A 16,323-nucleotide genomic window follows, 5' to 3' on the forward strand; every position below is an offset into this window, starting at 1 on the left:
ATTGCCGCAGCTCGTCTTTTCGGGCCGGGGACAAGGGGACAAGGAAAAGCTGATGGCAGCAAAGAAGAGTGGCAAAACGCTGGATTTGACAGCGGTGCTCGACCTCAACGAGGCTTCCGCCTTGCGCGATAAACTCCTCTCCCTCCGGGGTAGCGGTCTTTCGATAGACGCTTCCGGCGTCGAACGGATCGGTGCGCTTTGCGCCCAGGTTCTGATGTCCGCCGAGAAGACCTGGGAGCAGGACAAGCAGCCGTTCACCTTCTCCAAGGTGTCCGACGCATTTCAGAAAACCATGCAGCTGGTTGGCGTCAATATTGACCACCTGCTTGCCAAGGAGATTCGGCAATGAAGAAAAAAGTGCTGACCGTGGATGATTCCCGCACCATCCGAAACATGCTTCTCGTGACACTGAACAATGCTGGCTTCGAGACGATCCAGGCGGAAGACGGCATCGAGGGCCTTGAGGTTCTCGAAGAGTCCAATCCCGACGTCATCGTGACCGACATCAACATGCCGCGCCTCGACGGTTTCGGCTTCATCGAAGGTGTCCGCCGCAACGAGAAATATCGGGCGATCCCGATCCTGGTCCTGACCACGGAAAGCGACGCGGAAAAGAAGAACCGTGCCCGCCAGGCCGGTGCCACGGGCTGGATAGTCAAGCCTTTCGACCCGGCCAAGCTGATCGATGCCATTGAGCGTGTAACCGCTTAAACCCAGGATTTGCTCCTATGGATATGAACGAAATCAAAGAGATCTTTTTCCAGGAGTGCGAGGAACAGCTCGCAGAATTGGAATCCGGTCTTCTGAAAATGAATGATGGCGATCGCGATCCGGAAACCGTCAATGCGGTGTTCCGTGCCGTGCATTCGATCAAGGGCGGCGCCGGCGCCTTCGGCCTTGACGATCTGGTAGCCTTCGCCCATGTTTTCGAGACCACTCTCGATTGCGTTCGATCCAACAAGCTTGAGCCGAACCAGGACGTCCTGAAGGTGATGCTGAAGTCGGCCGACGTGCTCGCTGACCTGACGAACGTTGCGCGCGACGGCGGCAGCGTCGATGAAAGCCGCAGCCGCGGCCTCGTCAGGGAGCTCGAGGCGCTGGCCAACGGTGAAATGCCGTCTCCCTCGGCGTCAGTCGAGGCGCCTGCGCCGAAGGCAGCCGCAAAGGCCGCTCCGGCGCCGACCCCCAAGCCGACGGACGACAGCGGCTTCCAGCCGGTCCCCTTTTCCTTCGACGATTTTGGCGGCGAGGGCGATGCCGGCGGCATGCCGGCCTATGAAGTCATCTTCAAGCCGCGCTACGAACTCTATTCCAAGGGCAATGACGCCACCCTGCTGCTGCGCGATCTCTCGCGCCTCGGCGAAATGACGATCTATTGCAATACGGATGACCTTCCGGGCCTCGAGGAGCTCGATCCGGAAGGCGCTTATTTCTTCTGGAATGTCACGATCAAGACGGACAAGGGCGAGGACGCCATCCGCACCGTCTTCGAATTCGCCGAGTGGGATTGCGAACTGACGGTAAAGCCGGTCGAAGAAGCAAGGGCCGAGGCGACCAGCAACGACGAACTGCCGATGGTGCCGGTTCCTTTCGACCTGTCGATCCTGGACGAAGCCGGCGCAATCGAAGAGGTTTCCGCCTCAGACGCGCGGGCCGAGGAGGCGGCCGCAGCCGTTGCCGCAGCCGAGACTGCCTCCAACGTCACGCAGATTGTCGCCGCCCGCGTCGAGAAGAAGGAATCGGCCGCCGCCGCAGCGGCCGCAGCAAGTGCTGCCGCTCAGAACAATGCCGCCGGTGCCGGCCAGACGATCCGCGTCGATCTCGACCGTGTCGACCGCCTCATCAACCTCGTCGGCGAATTGGTCATCAACCAGGCGATGCTGTCGCAGAGCGTCATCGAGAACGACACGACCGGCACCTCCTCGATCAATATGGGCCTCGAGGAGCTGCAGCAGCTCACCCGCGAGATCCAGGACTCGGTCATGGCGATCCGCGCGCAGCCGGTGAAGCCGGTCTTCCAGCGCATGTCGCGTATCGTCCGCGAAATCGCCGACATGACCGGCAAGTCGATCCGCCTGATCACCGAAGGTGAAAACACCGAAGTCGACAAGACGGTCATCGACAAGCTGGCCGAACCGCTGACCCACATGATCCGCAACGCCGTCGACCACGGCATCGAAACGCCCGAAAAGCGTGCAGCCGCCGGCAAGAACACCGAAGGCACTGTCCGCCTGACCGCCAAGCATCGTTCGGGACGCATCCTGATCGAGCTTGCCGACGACGGTGCCGGTATCAACCGCGAGAAGGTCCGCCAGAAGGCGATCGACAACGACCTCATCCCGGCCGATTCCAACCTGTCGGACGAGGAAATCGACAATCTGATCTTCCTGCCGGGCTTCTCGACGGCCGACAAGATCTCCGACATCTCCGGCCGCGGCGTTGGCATGGACGTCGTCAAACGTTCGATCCAGGCGCTCGGCGGCCGCATCAACATCACCTCGAAGCCGGGTCACGGCTCGGTCTTCACCATGAGCCTGCCGCTGACGCTCGCCGTCCTCGACGGCATGGTAGTCACTGTCGCCGGCCAGACGCTGGTCGTGCCGCTGACGGCGATCGTCGAAACCCTGCAGCCGGAAGCGGCCGCGATCCACTCCTTCGGTGCCAACCACCGGCTGATCTCGATCCGCAACAGCTTCTGCCCGCTGGTCGATGTCGGCCGCATCCTGAACTTCCGCGCCACCCAGGCCAATCCGGTCGAGGGCGTGGCGCTTCTGGTGGAATCCGAAGGCGGCGGCCAGCGCGCCCTGATGGTCGATGCCATCCAGGGTCAGCGCCAGGTGGTCATCAAGAGCCTGGAAGCGAACTACACCCATGTGCCGGGCATTGCCGCCGCCACCATCCTCGGTGACGGGCGCGTCGCTCTCATCCTCGATGTCGACGCAGTCGTCGGCGCCTCGCGCGGCCAGTCGCTCAAAGCGGAAATGTCGTTAGCAGCGGTGGGATAAGGGAATGTCGTACACTGTAAAAAATCTGAACGAGGGGGATCGCGAGCTGATCGCGTTCCGCATCGGGGATCAGGAATTTTGCGTGAACATCATGTCGGTTCGCGAAATCCGCGGCTGGACCCCGGCGACCGCGATGCCGCATTCGCCTGGCTATATGCTGGGTGTCATCAACCTGCGCGGCGCGGTGCTGCCGATCATCGATCTTGCGGCCCGGCTCGGCATGAAGCCGGCCGATCCGACTGCCCGTCATGTCATCATCGTCGCCCAGGCCCGGCGTAAGGTCGTCGGCCTGCTGGTCGACGCCGTTTCCGATATCCTGACGGTGACCGACGAAACCATCCAGCCGACGCCCGAGATCTCCTCCGAGCTCGAGCGTCAATTTGCCCGCGGCATTCTCGCCATCGAGAAGCGCATGATCTGCCTGATCGAACTCGAATCCCTCTTTCCAGAGACCGAAAGCGAAGCCGCATGAGTGTAATGGGCGCAAAAGATCAGAGACAGGGATCCGACGAGGTCCTGGCGAGCGGAGAATATCCGCTGACGCGCCGCGACCTCACTGAAATCGCCGCAATGATCTATTCGGATGCCGGCATCTTCCTCAACGAAACGAAGGCGTCGCTCGTCTATTCGCGCCTGTCGAAGCATATCCGCAATCTCGGCCTGTCCGGCTTCCGGGAATATTGCGACCTCGTCGCTTCGCCGGCCGGTGCTGCGCCGCGCCGCGAGATGCTTTCGCATCTGACGACCAATTTTACTCGCTTCTTCCGCGAAAACCATCATTTCGATCACCTGCGCGACCATGTCCTGCCGGAGCTTCTGCAGCGGGCGAGATCGGGCGGCAGGGTGCGCATCTGGTCGGCCGCCTCTTCCGACGGGCAAGAACCCTATTCGATCGCGCTGACGGTGCTGTCGCTGATGCCGAACGTCGCCGATTACGACTTCAAGATCCTGGCGACCGACATCGACCCGAAGATCCTCGCGATCGCCCGCGCCGGCGCCTATGACGAGAGCGCGCTCGAAACCGTATCGCCCGCCATGCGCAAACAATGGTTCAGCGAAGTCGAGATACAGGGCCGCCGGAAGTTCCAGGTCGACGACCGCGTCAAGCGGCTGATCACCTACAACGAGCTGAACCTGATGGCGCAATGGCCGTTCAAGGGCAAGTTCGACGTCATCTTCTGCCGCAACGTCGTCATCTATTTCGACGAGCCGACGCAGATGAAGATCTGGCAGCGTTTCGCCGGCCTGCTGCCGGAGGGCGGTCATCTTTATATCGGTCATTCCGAGCGTGTTTCGGGTGAGGCAAAACACGTCTTCGACAATATCGGCATCACGACCTATCGCTACACGGCCAAAGGTCTCGGGAGGAAGGCATGAGCGCTCCGGCAAGGGTTCTCGTTGTTGACGACTCGCCGACGATGCGGGGGCTGATCACCGCCGTCTTGAGTTCCGACCCCGAGGTCAACGTCATCGGCCAGGCCGGCGACGCGCTGGAAGCGCGGGAGGCAATCAAGCGGCTGAACCCCGACGTCCTGACGCTCGACATCGAGATGCCGAACATGAACGGTCTCGATTTCCTCGAAAAGATCATGACGCTGCGGCCGATGCCTGTCATCATGGTATCCACAATGACCCATCGCGGCGCCGAGGCGACGCTTGCGGCGCTGGAGATCGGCGCGTTCGACTGTGTCGGCAAGCCGGCGCCGGGCGAACTCAGGCCGTTTGGCGACCTCGCCGAGAAGGTCAAGGCCGCCGCGCGCACGCAGCGCCAATATTCCCAGCCCGTCGCCGCCGTCGCGCCACCGCCCTCGGTTGGCGACTTCCGCGTCGGCCGCAAGATCGTCGCGATCGGCTCGTCCACCGGCGGCGTCGAGGCGCTGATCGCCGTGCTGCAAAAGTTTCCGGCGAATTGCCCGCCGACCGTCATCACCCAGCATATGCCGCCGACCTTCACCAAGAGCTTCGCCGAACGGCTGAACCGCCTCTGTGCGCCGGTGGTGCAGGAAGCGACCGACGGTGCCCGTCTCGAAATCGGCAAGATCTATCTGGCGCCCGGCGGCGAGCGTCACCTCCAGGTCAGCAACGCCTCGGCACCATGCTGCCGACTCATTGACCGGGCACCGGTCAACGGTCACCGCCCCTCGGTGGACGTGCTATTCGATTCGGTCGCTGAACTGGCGGGCCGTAATGCCGTCGGCGTGATTTTGACCGGAATGGGCCGCGATGGCGCCGCCGGATTGTTGAAAATGCGCCACGCCGGCGCCAGAACGCTCGGCCAGAACGAAAAAACCTGTGTCGTTTACGGAATGCCAAGGGTTGCCCACGAACTTGGCGCCGTTGAGCAGCAGCTGCCGCTGTCTGCCATTGGTGAAGAAATATTGCAAATGACAGCCGCCCGAAAGGAAGGGACCGAATAAATGTCGATCGCGGAGAAAATCAAAGTTCTGATCGTCGACGATCAGGTAACGAGCCGGTTGCTGCTCAGCGACGCGCTGACCCAGCTCGGTTTCAAGCAGATCACCTCGGCCGGTGACGGTGAGCAGGGCATGAAGATCATGGCCGAGCAGCCGCACCACCTGGTGATCTCGGACTTCAACATGCCGAAGATGGATGGCATCGGCTTCCTTCAGGCCGTGCGCACCAACCCGAACACCAAGAAGGCGGCCTTCATCATCCTGACCGCCCAGGGCGACCGCGCACTGGTGCAGAAGGCGGCCCAGCTCGGCGCCAACAACGTGCTCGCCAAGCCGTTCACGATCGAGAAGATGAAAGCGGCCATCGAAGCCGTGTTTGGAGCCCTGAAATGATCACTGAGGGGGCAGCCCGCCGCGTGCACATCATTCAGGGCGAGTACAAGGTTCTGAACGATCCGAATGCGGTCCTCTCGACCATTCTCGGTTCGTGCGTGGCTGCGTGCCTCAGAGATCCTGTCGCCGGTGTCGGCGGCATGAACCACTTTCTGCTGCCCGGTTCGGCGACGTCGCCGACATCAGGCGGCGATGCCACGCGCTACGGCGTGCATCTGATGGAACTGCTGATCAACGGTCTCTTGAAGCAGGGCGCCCGGCGCGACCGGCTGGAAGCAAAAATCTTCGGCGGCGCGAAGACGATCTCGACATTCTCCAATGTCGGTGAGCAGAACGCGGCCTTCGCCGTGCAGTTCCTGAGGGATGAAGGCATTCCGGTGGTCGGTTCCTCGACCGGCGGAGAGCATGGACGCAAGCTTGAATATTGGCCGGTCTCCGGTCGTGCCCGGCAATACCCTCTGACCGGCGCCGAAACGCAGAGAACCGTCGCTCTCGAGCAGCGTCCCGCCGTTCCGCAGAAACCCGTCGAAACCAGTATCGAATTTTTTTGATGGCGAGGATTTTCATATGACATTTACCCAGATGATGGAGCCGCCCGCGCCTGTCGAAGCGCTGAGCGACATCCTGATGCGCATCGTGTCCGAACTGCACGATGTCGCCTACCTCATCGAACGCATCGAGCCCCAGCTTCTCGACCTCGGCAGCGCCGAAATCCTGAACTCGCCGGATGCCATGAAGGTCATGCAGGGCATCGATCTGGCCGTGCAGAAATCACGCGGCCTTGCCGAATTCATCGACACCATCACCGGCGAAATCCCGCACGGCTGGGCAGTCGACGTCGCAACCGCGCTCAGCCTCGTCAAACTGGCAGAGATGCAGAAGGCATTGGGCGGGGCCACACGCCACGGCCATTCCCAGCCATTGAGCAAGGCAGCCGGCGACTTCGATTTCTTCTAGAACGCTCCGTTTTTCTCCGACTGACGGAAACGCTCTCTCCTTGTTCTTGCGCTATCCCGGACGCAAAACCGCTGCGCATTTTTGCTGGAATTACTTTAGGCCTTTTCGCTCCCGCACGCTCTCACGAAACGCTCGCACAAGTTTCGCCGACTATTCGTCTGATGAGGCAATAAGCCTGCTTTGTCTTTGACGAATCGTGCGAGAACAGAATGAATCTGTTAAATCAATTAGTTCAGATCTTTAAGAACTTCGGTTCCCTTGGCCGAACACGCCTGATGATTCTGGGAGGCGTCGGTGCCGTTTCCATTGCAATCGTCCTTGCGGCCGCTCTTTTCGTCAACAAGCCGGCACAGGAAACACTCTATGTCGGTCTGGATTCGCCCGATCTCAACCAGATCAGCATGGCGCTTGCCGAAGCCAACATCAATTTCCAGGTCGGCACCGACGGCACCAGCATCAGCGTTCCCGCTGGGATGACGGGCAAGGCCCGCCTGATGCTTGCCGAGCGCGGCCTGCCGAACAGCGCCAATGCCGGTTACGAACTCTTTGACAATGTCGGCTCCCTCGGCCTGACCTCCTTCATGCAGGAGGTGACGCGGGTTCGAGCGCTGGAAGGCGAAATCGCCCGCACCATCCAGTCGATCTCGGGTATAACAGCCGCGCGCGTCCATATCGTCATGCCGGAGGTTGGAAACTTCCGGAAGGCGGAGCAGAAACCGACCGCATCCGTCATGATTCGCGCAAGCGCTACCACCGGGCGCAGCGCGGCGACCTCGATCCGCCACCTCGTCGCCTCGGCCGTGCCGGGGCTTGACGTCGATGACGTCACCATCCTCGATTCCGCCGGCCAGCTCCTCGCTTCCGGCGACGAGGCGAGCAACAGCTCGCTGAACCGCTCGCTCAACATCGTCCAGAACGTTCAGCAGGAAGTCGAATCCAACATCGACAAGGCGCTGGCACCCTTCCTCGGCATGGACAACTTCCGTTCCAGCGTCACCGCCGATCTCAACACCGACGCCCAGCAGATCCAGGAAACGACCTACGATCCCGAATCCAAGGTCGAACGTTCGGTCCGCTCGACCAAGGAAGCCCAGCAGTCGCAGCAGAAGCAGTCCGATAGCGCGACGACGGTCGAGCAGAACATTCCGCAGGCGGCTCCCGAGGCCGGCGGCTCCGCCGGGCCCGAATCGCAAGACAAGTCCGACAAGCGCGAAGAGCAGACCAACTACGAAATCAACAGCAAGACGACGGCGACGACCCGCAGCAGCTATAAGGTCGAAAAGCTTTCGATCGCCGTGGTGGTCAACAAGGGCCGCATCGCCAAGATGGTCGGTGAGCCCGCCGACCAGACAAAGGTCGACGCCTATCTCGCCGAAATGCAGAAGATCGTCGCCTCGGCGGCCGGCATCGACGCCAAGCGCGGCGACGTCGTCACCGTCACGGCGATGGACTTCCTCGAAAATCAGCTGCTCGAAGACGCCACCGGTGGTGTCCGCGTCATGGATATGCTGAGCCGCAATCTGGCCGGCATCATCAACTCGCTCGCCTTTGTCGCGGTCGCCTTCTTGGTGGTCTGGATGGGCTTGCGGCCACTGGTGCGCAGCGTCAGCGGCAACGGCAGCTCTGCGGCTTTCGGCGACGCGACGCCGGAAGCGGCCGGCCTCGAGCTTCCGGACTTCGCGCCTGCATCGGGAGCACCCGGAGGCGCTCTCATGGACGGCTTCGGGTCCGACTTCGGCTTCGACAGTACCGAGGACCTGCTCAGCCTCGGCGACGACGATGGAAACTTCAATCGGCGCGTCAAGGAAGGCCCGGAACGCAAGCTTTCCCGTATGGTCGAGATCAACGAGGAACGCGCCGCGAAAATCCTCAGGAAATGGGCGATCGACGAAGCAGCGTAAAACAAAGGCCGGGCAACCGGCCTTTTTTCATGTCGGTACCGAAGCTTGATTCCCGAACCGCTGTTTGCTGAAAAGCCGTGACTGGAGATGCAAGAGACCCGGCATGACATCAGGGTCGGGAATTCGAATAAGACGTTAGACCCGACAACTGAAATGCGGCTGTAGCGCGACTTGATGAGATGGACTCGCGTAAAACGCGAAGCAAGTTGCGATACCGCCAGAATCACCTTAGCCTCCCTCTATCTGAAGGCTGGAACGAGTGGTCGAATCAGTGCATTGGCGACAGCGAAAGTAAATCCCTAGAAGTCGGAGATGGTGATTTGCATCGACTGGCTTACCCTTAGGTGATTCGAAATGGGATTCGAGCGGAAGTTGACTTGAATCCCTTACAGAAAAATTGCTGTTGCACCGAGTTCGATCGTTTCTCAGCCGCAGGACATTGCCAGTGGATATGAATGTAATTCAGGCGAGCAAAGGCGAGAGGCAGATGGCGAATTTCGCGAGTGCGGCGGTGCCGGATCTGTTGCCGCGTGATGAGCTGCTCCAGCGCCTCCACGGCGTCGCCAGCACCGGCAGGTTGCAGTCTGGTCTGCGCGCACTGACGGACTACGTGGGTGCTTCGTACTACCTTCTGGCGCGCTGCGATCTCCTCCAGGAAAGTGGCCTCGATTTCATCGTTTCGTCTGACTGGCCTTTCGACCTGGTCAGGGACATCGCCAATGATCTGGTCCGCGGCTATGCCCGGTCGACCGAGCTGGAAAAATGCATGCAGGTCTTCCAGCCGAATTTTGCTCTTCTGCCTGACAGTGCCGAGGTCCCGGATGGCGCCAGCCGCCAATATTGTTCGGTGACCTTCAATGTCGGCCGGTCGCGGCTGGCCTTGATGTTCCTGTTCGGGGAGGGATTCATCCTTTCGCCGGAGCGCCTGCGCGATGTAGGCTTGCTTGCAGGTTATGTAGCGAGCTTCCTTCGCTGCGGCGGTACGAAGGTCGATCGCGATTTCGAATTGACCGACCGCGAGCTGGAATGCCTGTTCTGGATCGCCGAGGGCAAGACCAGCGACGAGATCGCGATGATTCTCGGAATATCCCGCAATACCATCAACAACTACATCACCAGCGTGATGCGCAAGACGGCGACCAAGACCCGGTCCGAGGCCATTGCCTTCGCCGTCCGCAATAATCTCGTATAGGGGGATATATGGGGTATCCATCAGGCAGGACCATGAGCAGCGCCGAGCAGCTGCGAATGGTACGTGTGAACAGGATTTCCAGCCGGTCCGATCTTTTTCCGCGGCTGATCGCGATGCAGAAGCTCGCCGATGCGCAAGGCTTCGCGATCTTCCGCGTCAGCGGCTCGGGCATTCCGGCAAAGCAGCGGCTTGTCTGCGAGCTCGAGAACTGGGGGTCTTCCAATGCCGGTTTCGGCAAGGCCTTCACGGATGCCTACGGCGATATTCTTCTCGACCATATCGACAAGTCGCTGCTGCCGCTCTCATGGGCAGGCGGTTACGACCGTGCGGCACCCGGTCCGGCGGACTTCTCGCCGTTCATGACGCGGCTGCAGGACGGTATTCTGCCTTTCTCCGGACTTGCCTTTCCGGTGCGGCTTGGCGCCGTCGGCAACGGTTTCATCCTTTTCACCGGCGATGAGATCGATCCTTCGAGCGATACCATCGTCGAGCTGCACGGTCGATGCTGCCATATCATGATGGATCTGCTCTCGCTCGACGAGCGCCGCACGGCGGCTGCCGAGGCGCTCAGCGAACGCGAGATCGCCTGTCTGCAATTGGCCGGCGACGGCCGCATCAGCGAAGAGATTGCCGACAAGCTCGGCCTGTCCGTGCACACCGTGAACGCCTATCTCGGCTCGGCGACCATCAAGCTCGATTCCGTCAATCGCATCCAGGCGATCGCCAAGGCGATCCGGCTCGGTTATATCAGCTGAACCCGCGCGGTCGTTTTCAGCGTCGCGCGTTTTTTCAGACGCGCAAGCGACGCTGTAACGCTTTGAATTGCTGTCCAAGGCGAATGCGAAAGCTCGGTTGTCTTGAAAGACGTCAGCCGGCCAGCGTCTGAGGCGGCTGGTTGATGCTGTAACGCGATTCCCGAAGGCTTCTTCTGAGGAATATAGTGTTCTCGTCAGGATCCGCCGAGGGGTTCTGGAAGGCGATATGATTGATCTCGATGCCGGCGTGGTCTTCGGCAAGGGTGAGCTGTGCGTAGACGGTGACGCCGCGTGGCTTGATTTCCAGATCGAGAACGACTTCGGGCTTGCCGCCCCATTCCAGAGTATAATTGCCGCCCAGGCCGAAATTCACCGTGCCCGGATGAAAGAAAAGCTCCGCCGCCGAAGCGACGAGATCGGAAAGGTTGCCGTAATACTCGAAGCGCAGCAGTGAAATAAGGTCAGAAGCATCCAGAAGGCGCAGTTCAGTAGCGACCGGGCTGATCGCGTCTGCGAGGATCTTTTCACGCTGGGTAGAGTGAGGGCATTTTTTCATTCGGCTTATCTTACCCGTTTGTTCTTGGCGTCCGCAGCGTAGACCCGGTGGATGAGCTCCGCTACCGCCTTATAGAAGACTGACGGGATGACACTATCGATCGAGACTTGCGCAAACATGGAGCGCGCAAGGGGCGGATCCTCGAACACCGGTATGCCGTTCTTCTCGGCGATCTCCCTGATTTTGAGCGCAATCAGGTCCTGACCCTTGGCCAGCACCACCGGCGCATCGTTCTCTTCACGCGCGTAACGCAGCGCCACCGCATAGTGCGTCGGGTTAGCGATCACCAGCGTCGCGCGGTGGACGTCGGCGATCATGCGTCGGCGCGCGCGGTCGCGCATCAGCGAGCGCTGCCGGCTCTTGACGAAGGGGTCGCCCTGCGCCTGCTTGTTTTCTTCCTTCACCTCGTGCCGCGTCATCTTCAGCTCGGTGAACCAGTGATGGCGCGTCCAGAAAAGATCGGCGATTGCCACGATCGCGGTGGCGATCAGCATGACGATGATGATCTTGCGCATCGCCGCCATCAGTCGCACCAGAATCGTCTGCGGATCGGAGAACATCGCGTCGATCGAACCGAAATATTCGCTCCTGAGCACAAAGAACAGGATCACCCCGACGACGACCACCTTGAACAGCGACTTTCCGAATTCGACCAGGCCGGGCACGCTGAAGAGCCGTGACCAGCCTTTGATCGGCGATATACGCGAGGCCTGCGGGCGGATGCGTTCCAGCACCAGTGTCGGCAGATTCTGGAAGACGGAGGAGGCGACGCCGAACACCATGAACAGGATGAAGGCGGGCGCCACCAGCGCCGCACTTGCCCAGCCGAGCCGCACGAATAGTGCCAGCACATCCGGCCCCGTCTCGATCTTCCATTGGTCGGGCTGTTCGAAGATGTCGCGCAGCGTTTCACTCATGCGTCCGACGCTGTCGGGAAGGAAGAATACGAGGTAAATGAAGGTCGCGAGGATGGTCGCAAAGATCGAAAGTTCGCGCGAAGACGGCACGTTGCCCTTTTCCGCGGCATCGCTTTGCTTTTTCGCGGTTGGGGCTTCTGTTTTGCTGTCCTTGTCATCGTCTGCCAAGTCGCGGCCCTCTTCAAAGAAATAGGCCGCAGCTAATGCATGCCGCCCAAAAACGTGCAGCGCTTTTGGGATGACGACATGCATCAGAACAAAGACCTAAAGCGCGTCGCAGGAACCGAGTTCTATGCGACGCGCTTTAGAGCACGGTCTGTTGCTGGAAGGGTAGCCGCCCGTGGCACGGCGATCAACAGCCGCCGTTCGATATGCCGGATTTGTCAACAGTCTCGAAGCGCCAAAGCATGTCGCGCAAAAGTGTGCAGCGGTTTTGCGACCACGACATGCGTAAAAACAAGGACCTAAAGCGCGAGGAGCGAATCTGAAAGATCGCGGCGCACTTTAGGCGGCCGCCGAAGCGTCGCCTTCCTTTTCCTTGAGCTCGATCTGGCCGGAATTGGCCAGGCGAATCGCTTCCTGCGCCACGGCGCGGCGGGCAATCGCGATCTCGCGCGGATTGATGCCGCCCATGCCGCTCTGCAGATCCGATTCGATCATGCGGCGCTGGCGTGGGCTGATGGCGGAGAGAACCGATTCGCGGATCTCGGGGGGCGACCCGCGTAGCGCGACGGTGAGCACATCCGTCGAGATGTCGTTGAGCAGCATGACGCGGCTGCGCTGCGGCATGTACATGAGGTCCTCGAACAGGAAGATCTTCGGGCGAACCTTGTTGACCGATTCGCGGCTGATCGATTCGAGCGAGCTCAGCAGCGTGTCGACCTGCGGCTTGTCGAGTTCGTTCATGAGATCGGCGACCTTCGTCGAGCCGGCCGCATTGCGCTCTGCCTCGACTTCGGCAAGCAACGTCATGACCTGGTTCTCGATGATCTGCGCAGCCTTCGGGCTGACGGTCTTCATATTGACCGTTCTGTTCATGATGTCGGCGCGGCGATTGTCGGGAAGCTGCAGCAGCACCTTGGCGCCGAAGGAGGAGGGCATCATCGAAAGAATATAGGCGACGGTCTGCGGATGCTCGCGCAGCAGGAACTGCGCGACGAATGTCGGCTCCGCCTCGCTGAGGCGATCCCAGATCGAGGTTTCGTAGGCCTGGAATGCAGTGCGGCGGCCGAGCAGGCTGTCGACCTCGTCGGGCGTCAGGCCTTCTTCAAGAATGGCTTCGATTGCCTTGGCATTGTCCATCAGTCCGGCGCCCTCGGTGAAGAGGTCTTCGAACTCGGAGACGAGCAACAGCAGCTCGTCCGGCGGAATGGCGCGCAGCGACTGGGCGGATGAGATAATGGTCTGCAGTTCGGCCTGGGTGAAATATTTCAACAGCCGGCCGGCGACTCCCTTTCCCATAGCGAGAAGAACAGCCGCCGCCTTTTCAGCCTGGGTCAACGGTTTCCCGGCTAATGCGCCGCCGAAATCGTCAAAGTCCATCATGGTCTAACCTCTCCGTCCCACACAGGGATCAGGCTTTTTTCGTACTCAAAACTTCAATCAGCTTCACACCGAATCGCGTGTCGTCGTTATCAAGCACCGTAATTTCGCCACGTGCAATCCTGCGGCCGTTCACCATAATCTCGACCGGTTCGCCGATTTTCTTGTCGAGGGCGATCGTCGCCCCTTCATTGAGGTTCATCAGGCCGGAGACCTGCATGCGGCTGGTGCCGAGCATGATCTGGACGTCGATCGGGATGTCCATGATCAGGTCGAAGTTCGAATTCAAAGCGCTGCCGAGTGGAGCCGGTGACTCCTCGAAGGAGGGGCTGCTGCCGAAATCCATGCCGGCAGCCGAGCTCGCACTGCCGCCGAAATCGCCGCCGAAATCGTCGCCGCCGAAAGGACTTTCCGAAGCCTCGCCGCCGAAGGCCGCCAGGTCCGTTCCTGCTGCGAACGGGTCGCTCTGCGGGTCGTCGCCAAACTGCGGCAGGTCGCCGTCGGCATCCTGCTTCAGTACGCCGCGCAGATCGTCGATCGCCTGATCGAGATCGGCTTCGCTGCCCGGAAGATCCAGGGAGAGCTCGCTGTTCTGCTGTGTTTTCTTCGTAGCCATGAAATCACTATTCCAGTTGAAACTTGCCTCAAACTGCCTTTGCAGCCCAAAAGCCAGAGAACCGATTAATTCATTAAATGACGGATGAGTTCGTCATCCGAGTTCACCGTATCCTTGACGCGGACCATGTAATTTTCGCCTGAACGCCCGAACTCGCACACATACAATTCCTTGCTGTTGGCGCTGACCTCGACCCGCACGTCGCCGTGGTCGCGGAACGGAATGACGTCGCCGACCATCAGCTTCGATATCGTGCGAAGCGTCAGGTCCTGCAGCCTGATCTTCGCCTCGAGCGTGACATGCGAGCGGCGGACCTGGTCGCCGAGCTGCTCAGTCCATTCCGGTGACTTGCCGGTGGCCTGGCGTTTCGGCTTCGGCGGCGTCACCTTGGTCTTGAGCAGCGCCGTCTGCGGAACGATCAAGGCGAATTCCGAAACGATGCCGGCAAGCGTGATCGACATGTTGATGGCAGCGGCGAATTCGTCCGGACGATCTTCCGGCGGCCGGGCGCGCGCGTCAAGGGCGTGCGGGGCCGAAAGGCTCGGTTCGAAGCCGCCCGGCGCGTTGACGGCCGAGCGCAGCACTTTGGCGATCTTGTCGAAGACCATGACCGCCAGATCGAGCTCGATGATCGAAAGCAGCCGGTCGGCCGGTTCCTCGATCGTATCGGCGGTGGCGCCCAGCAGGTGCTCCATCAGCGTGATGACGAAGCCGTTGCCGCAGGCAAGCGTGATGTTCTGCGACCAGTTGCGCAGCGTCGCATCGACCAGCGTGACGTTCGCGCTCAGATCTTCGATCAGGTGGTTCTTGTAGCCGATCTCGCAGCCGAGATAGTTGACCGTCACGTCGAGGCCGGTCTCGCTTTTGATGACGTCGGGAAAGAATTCGCTGTAGATTTCCCCGAAGGAACTGCAGATCTTGGCAACTCCGCCTCTGTCGCCGAGCCCGCCTGTCAGCTTGGCGAGAAGGGCAGGATCCATTGCCGGTTTGTCGTGCGAAGCATTGCTCATAGTCATTTAAGCCGCCTTGTTTTCGCCACCAGGGTTCATCATTTCCTGCTCGACCGCGTCGATGGAAGGACGCTCGTAAGCCGAGATCGTCTTGCGGCCGTATTCGAGAGCGACCTGCGGCACCGAGCCGTTCATATAGGCAAGCAGCGTCTGCTTGACGATGACGTAGAGGCGGTGCTGCTTGTTGCGCACGACCTTGATCTGGGAGACCAGCGGCGAGCAGACGCAGTAGGACAAGAGAATGCCGAGGAAGGTGCCGACGAGTGCCGAGCCGATCAGATGACCGAGCACTTCGGGTGAATCGTTGATATGGGCCATCGCCTTGATGACGCCGAGAACAGCCGCGACGATGCCGATCGCCGGGAAGGAATCGCTCATGATCTGGATCGAGTGGTAGGGCTTCATCTTGTCGTGCATGATTGTGTTGAGCTCTTCGTCCATCAGCGCCTCGATCTCGTGGCTGCGGGCGTTGCCGATGATGATCAGGCGCACGTAGTCGCAGATGAACGCCGTCAGCTCCTTGTTCTTCAGAACCGTCGGAGCCGACTGGAAGATTGTCGATTCGGCCGGATTGTCGATATGGGCTTCGATTTCGTTTCGCGACTTGGTGCGCAGGTCGCGCATCAGCGAATAGAGCACGCCGAGCGTATCGAGATAATTGCGTTCCTTCGGTACGGCGTGCCGGAAGGCTTCGCTGAGCGCTTTGCCTGAGTCCTTCACCACCTTCATCGGGTTCGCCATGATGAAGCTGCCGAGGCCGGCGCCGCCGATGATGAGGAATTCGAAGGGCTGGAACAGCGCGTCCACTTCGCCGCCCATCGCCATGAAGCTGCCGACGATACAGCCGCAAGTCACTATAAATCCGATAATGATGTTCATCGTCAGCCCAATCTGAACGTTGCTTTTCTTTTAGACCGATAGGGTTTCTGCCTTGCGTGAGGCTGATGAAAGGCCAGATCGCAAGGCATTTCCGCGTGCCAGCTTCGCGCAAGCATCTGCCGTCAGTCTAAAGGAGACGAATGGGTGCCCGCGCCCGTTTCTGAGATGCCGCCTCAGCGAAATCCC

Annotated in this window: 18 protein-coding genes; 12 read left to right on the top strand and 6 right to left on the bottom strand. The window is 60.4% G+C overall.

Translation table 11 applies throughout. From position 1 onward, the window contains the following. Window positions 1–52 precede the first annotated feature (52 nt). The 12 genes from AC245Y_RS01670 (at window position 53) to visR (ending at window position 10,617) form a co-directional block, all read left to right on the top strand. Complete coding sequence (locus tag AC245Y_RS01670) at window positions 53–349, top strand: STAS domain-containing protein (RefSeq protein WP_003545491.1); 297 nt, start codon at window positions 53–55, stop codon at window positions 347–349. Continuing rightward, on the top strand, window positions 346–711 hold the full coding sequence (gene cheY1 / locus AC245Y_RS01675) for a chemotaxis response regulator CheY1 (protein WP_003545492.1): 366 nt from the start codon (window positions 346–348) through the stop codon (window positions 709–711). The genes AC245Y_RS01670 and cheY1 overlap by 4 nt, the downstream gene beginning before the upstream one ends. Before the next feature lie 17 nt (window positions 712–728). Then, complete coding sequence (locus tag AC245Y_RS01680; protein ID WP_017992930.1) at window positions 729–3,005, top strand: chemotaxis protein CheA; 2,277 nt, start codon at window positions 729–731, stop codon at window positions 3,003–3,005. A gap of 4 nt (window positions 3,006–3,009) precedes the next feature. Further along, a complete protein-coding gene (locus AC245Y_RS01685; RefSeq protein ID WP_017992931.1) occupies window positions 3,010–3,477 on the top strand; it encodes a chemotaxis protein CheW in 468 nt (155 codons plus the stop codon). Next, window positions 3,474–4,382 carry a protein-glutamate O-methyltransferase CheR gene (gene cheR, locus AC245Y_RS01690; protein ID WP_017992932.1) on the top strand — a complete coding sequence of 303 codons (909 nt, stop codon included), beginning with the start codon at window positions 3,474–3,476 and terminating at the stop codon, window positions 4,380–4,382. The genes AC245Y_RS01685 and cheR overlap by 4 nt, the downstream gene beginning before the upstream one ends. Continuing rightward, window positions 4,379–5,422 (top strand): protein-glutamate O-methylesterase CheB, encoded by a 1,044-nt coding sequence (cheB, locus tag AC245Y_RS01695; protein WP_017992933.1) that lies wholly within the window; start codon window positions 4,379–4,381, stop codon window positions 5,420–5,422. The genes cheR and cheB overlap by 4 nt, the downstream gene beginning before the upstream one ends. After that, window positions 5,423–5,812 carry a response regulator gene (locus AC245Y_RS01700; RefSeq protein ID WP_003556488.1) on the top strand — a complete coding sequence of 130 codons (390 nt, stop codon included), beginning with the start codon at window positions 5,423–5,425 and terminating at the stop codon, window positions 5,810–5,812. After that, a complete protein-coding gene (cheD, locus tag AC245Y_RS01705) occupies window positions 5,809–6,363 on the top strand; it encodes a chemoreceptor glutamine deamidase CheD (RefSeq protein ID WP_017992934.1) in 555 nt (184 codons plus the stop codon). The genes AC245Y_RS01700 and cheD overlap by 4 nt, the downstream gene beginning before the upstream one ends. Window positions 6,364–6,379: 16 nt before the next feature. Further along, window positions 6,380–6,769, top strand: a complete 390-nt coding sequence (gene cheT, locus AC245Y_RS01710) for a chemotaxis protein CheT (protein ID WP_017992935.1) — start codon at window positions 6,380–6,382, stop codon at window positions 6,767–6,769. Between the two features lie 209 nt (window positions 6,770–6,978). Beyond that, complete coding sequence (fliF, locus tag AC245Y_RS01715) at window positions 6,979–8,670, top strand: flagellar basal-body MS-ring/collar protein FliF (RefSeq protein WP_012756049.1); 1,692 nt, start codon at window positions 6,979–6,981, stop codon at window positions 8,668–8,670. A gap of 445 nt (window positions 8,671–9,115) precedes the next feature. Beyond that, entirely contained in the window at window positions 9,116–9,862 is a 747-nt protein-coding gene (visN, locus tag AC245Y_RS01720; protein ID WP_012756050.1) for a transcriptional regulator VisN, read from the top strand. Window positions 9,863–9,870: 8 nt separating this feature from the next. Further along, window positions 9,871–10,617, top strand: a complete 747-nt coding sequence (gene visR, locus AC245Y_RS01725) for a transcriptional regulator VisR (protein WP_012756051.1) — start codon at window positions 9,871–9,873, stop codon at window positions 10,615–10,617. Between the two features lie 112 nt (window positions 10,618–10,729). Here the strand turns inward: visR and AC245Y_RS01730 are convergent, their stop codons facing one another. The 6 genes from AC245Y_RS01730 to motA form a co-directional block, all read right to left on the bottom strand. After that, the gene (locus AC245Y_RS01730) at window positions 10,730–11,173 is read right to left on the bottom strand and encodes a hypothetical protein (protein WP_012756052.1); all 444 of its coding nucleotides are present in this window, start codon (window positions 11,171–11,173) and stop codon (window positions 10,730–10,732) included. 5 nt (window positions 11,174–11,178) lie between these two features. Then, on the bottom strand, window positions 11,179–12,258 hold the full coding sequence (gene flhB / locus AC245Y_RS01735) for a flagellar biosynthesis protein FlhB (protein WP_012756053.1): 1,080 nt from the start codon (window positions 12,256–12,258) through the stop codon (window positions 11,179–11,181). A 336-nt stretch (window positions 12,259–12,594) separates the two neighbouring features. Beyond that, window positions 12,595–13,635: a flagellar motor switch protein FliG gene (fliG, locus tag AC245Y_RS01740; protein ID WP_017992938.1), complete on the bottom strand. Its 1,041-nt coding sequence runs from the start codon at window positions 13,633–13,635 to the stop codon at window positions 12,595–12,597. A gap of 28 nt (window positions 13,636–13,663) precedes the next feature. Then, complete coding sequence (gene fliN, locus AC245Y_RS01745) at window positions 13,664–14,248, bottom strand: flagellar motor switch protein FliN (protein WP_017992939.1); 585 nt, start codon at window positions 14,246–14,248, stop codon at window positions 13,664–13,666. Window positions 14,249–14,313: 65 nt separating this feature from the next. Beyond that, window positions 14,314–15,264 (bottom strand): FliM/FliN family flagellar motor switch protein, encoded by a 951-nt coding sequence (locus tag AC245Y_RS01750; protein WP_017992940.1) that lies wholly within the window; start codon window positions 15,262–15,264, stop codon window positions 14,314–14,316. Continuing rightward, the gene (gene motA / locus AC245Y_RS01755) at window positions 15,265–16,137 is read right to left on the bottom strand and encodes a flagellar motor stator protein MotA (protein ID WP_003556508.1); all 873 of its coding nucleotides are present in this window, start codon (window positions 16,135–16,137) and stop codon (window positions 15,265–15,267) included. Between the last annotated feature and the right edge of the window lie 186 nt (window positions 16,138–16,323).

Source organism: Rhizobium sp. SRDI943 (assembly GCF_057653695.1).

Coding starts and splice junctions, on each gene's coding strand:
- AC245Y_RS01670 (WP_003545491.1), top strand. CDS start 53: ATGGCAGCAAAGAAGAGTGGCAAAACGCTGGATTTGACAGCGGTGCTC.
- cheY1 (WP_003545492.1), top strand. CDS start 346: ATGAAGAAAAAAGTGCTGACCGTGGATGATTCCCGCACCATCCGAAAC.
- AC245Y_RS01680 (WP_017992930.1), top strand. CDS start 729: ATGGATATGAACGAAATCAAAGAGATCTTTTTCCAGGAGTGCGAGGAA.
- AC245Y_RS01685 (WP_017992931.1), top strand. CDS start 3,010: ATGTCGTACACTGTAAAAAATCTGAACGAGGGGGATCGCGAGCTGATC.
- cheR (WP_017992932.1), top strand. CDS start 3,474: ATGAGTGTAATGGGCGCAAAAGATCAGAGACAGGGATCCGACGAGGTC.
- cheB (WP_017992933.1), top strand. CDS start 4,379: ATGAGCGCTCCGGCAAGGGTTCTCGTTGTTGACGACTCGCCGACGATG.
- AC245Y_RS01700 (WP_003556488.1), top strand. CDS start 5,423: ATGTCGATCGCGGAGAAAATCAAAGTTCTGATCGTCGACGATCAGGTA.
- cheD (WP_017992934.1), top strand. CDS start 5,809: ATGATCACTGAGGGGGCAGCCCGCCGCGTGCACATCATTCAGGGCGAG.
- cheT (WP_017992935.1), top strand. CDS start 6,380: ATGACATTTACCCAGATGATGGAGCCGCCCGCGCCTGTCGAAGCGCTG.
- fliF (WP_012756049.1), top strand. CDS start 6,979: ATGAATCTGTTAAATCAATTAGTTCAGATCTTTAAGAACTTCGGTTCC.
- visR (WP_012756051.1), top strand. CDS start 9,871: ATGGGGTATCCATCAGGCAGGACCATGAGCAGCGCCGAGCAGCTGCGA.
- AC245Y_RS01730 (WP_012756052.1), bottom strand. CDS start 11,173: ATGAAAAAATGCCCTCACTCTACCCAGCGTGAAAAGATCCTCGCAGAC.
- fliG (WP_017992938.1), bottom strand. CDS start 13,635: ATGATGGACTTTGACGATTTCGGCGGCGCATTAGCCGGGAAACCGTTG.
- fliN (WP_017992939.1), bottom strand. CDS start 14,248: ATGGCTACGAAGAAAACACAGCAGAACAGCGAGCTCTCCCTGGATCTT.
- AC245Y_RS01750 (WP_017992940.1), bottom strand. CDS start 15,264: ATGACTATGAGCAATGCTTCGCACGACAAACCGGCAATGGATCCTGCC.
- motA (WP_003556508.1), bottom strand. CDS start 16,137: ATGAACATCATTATCGGATTTATAGTGACTTGCGGCTGTATCGTCGGC.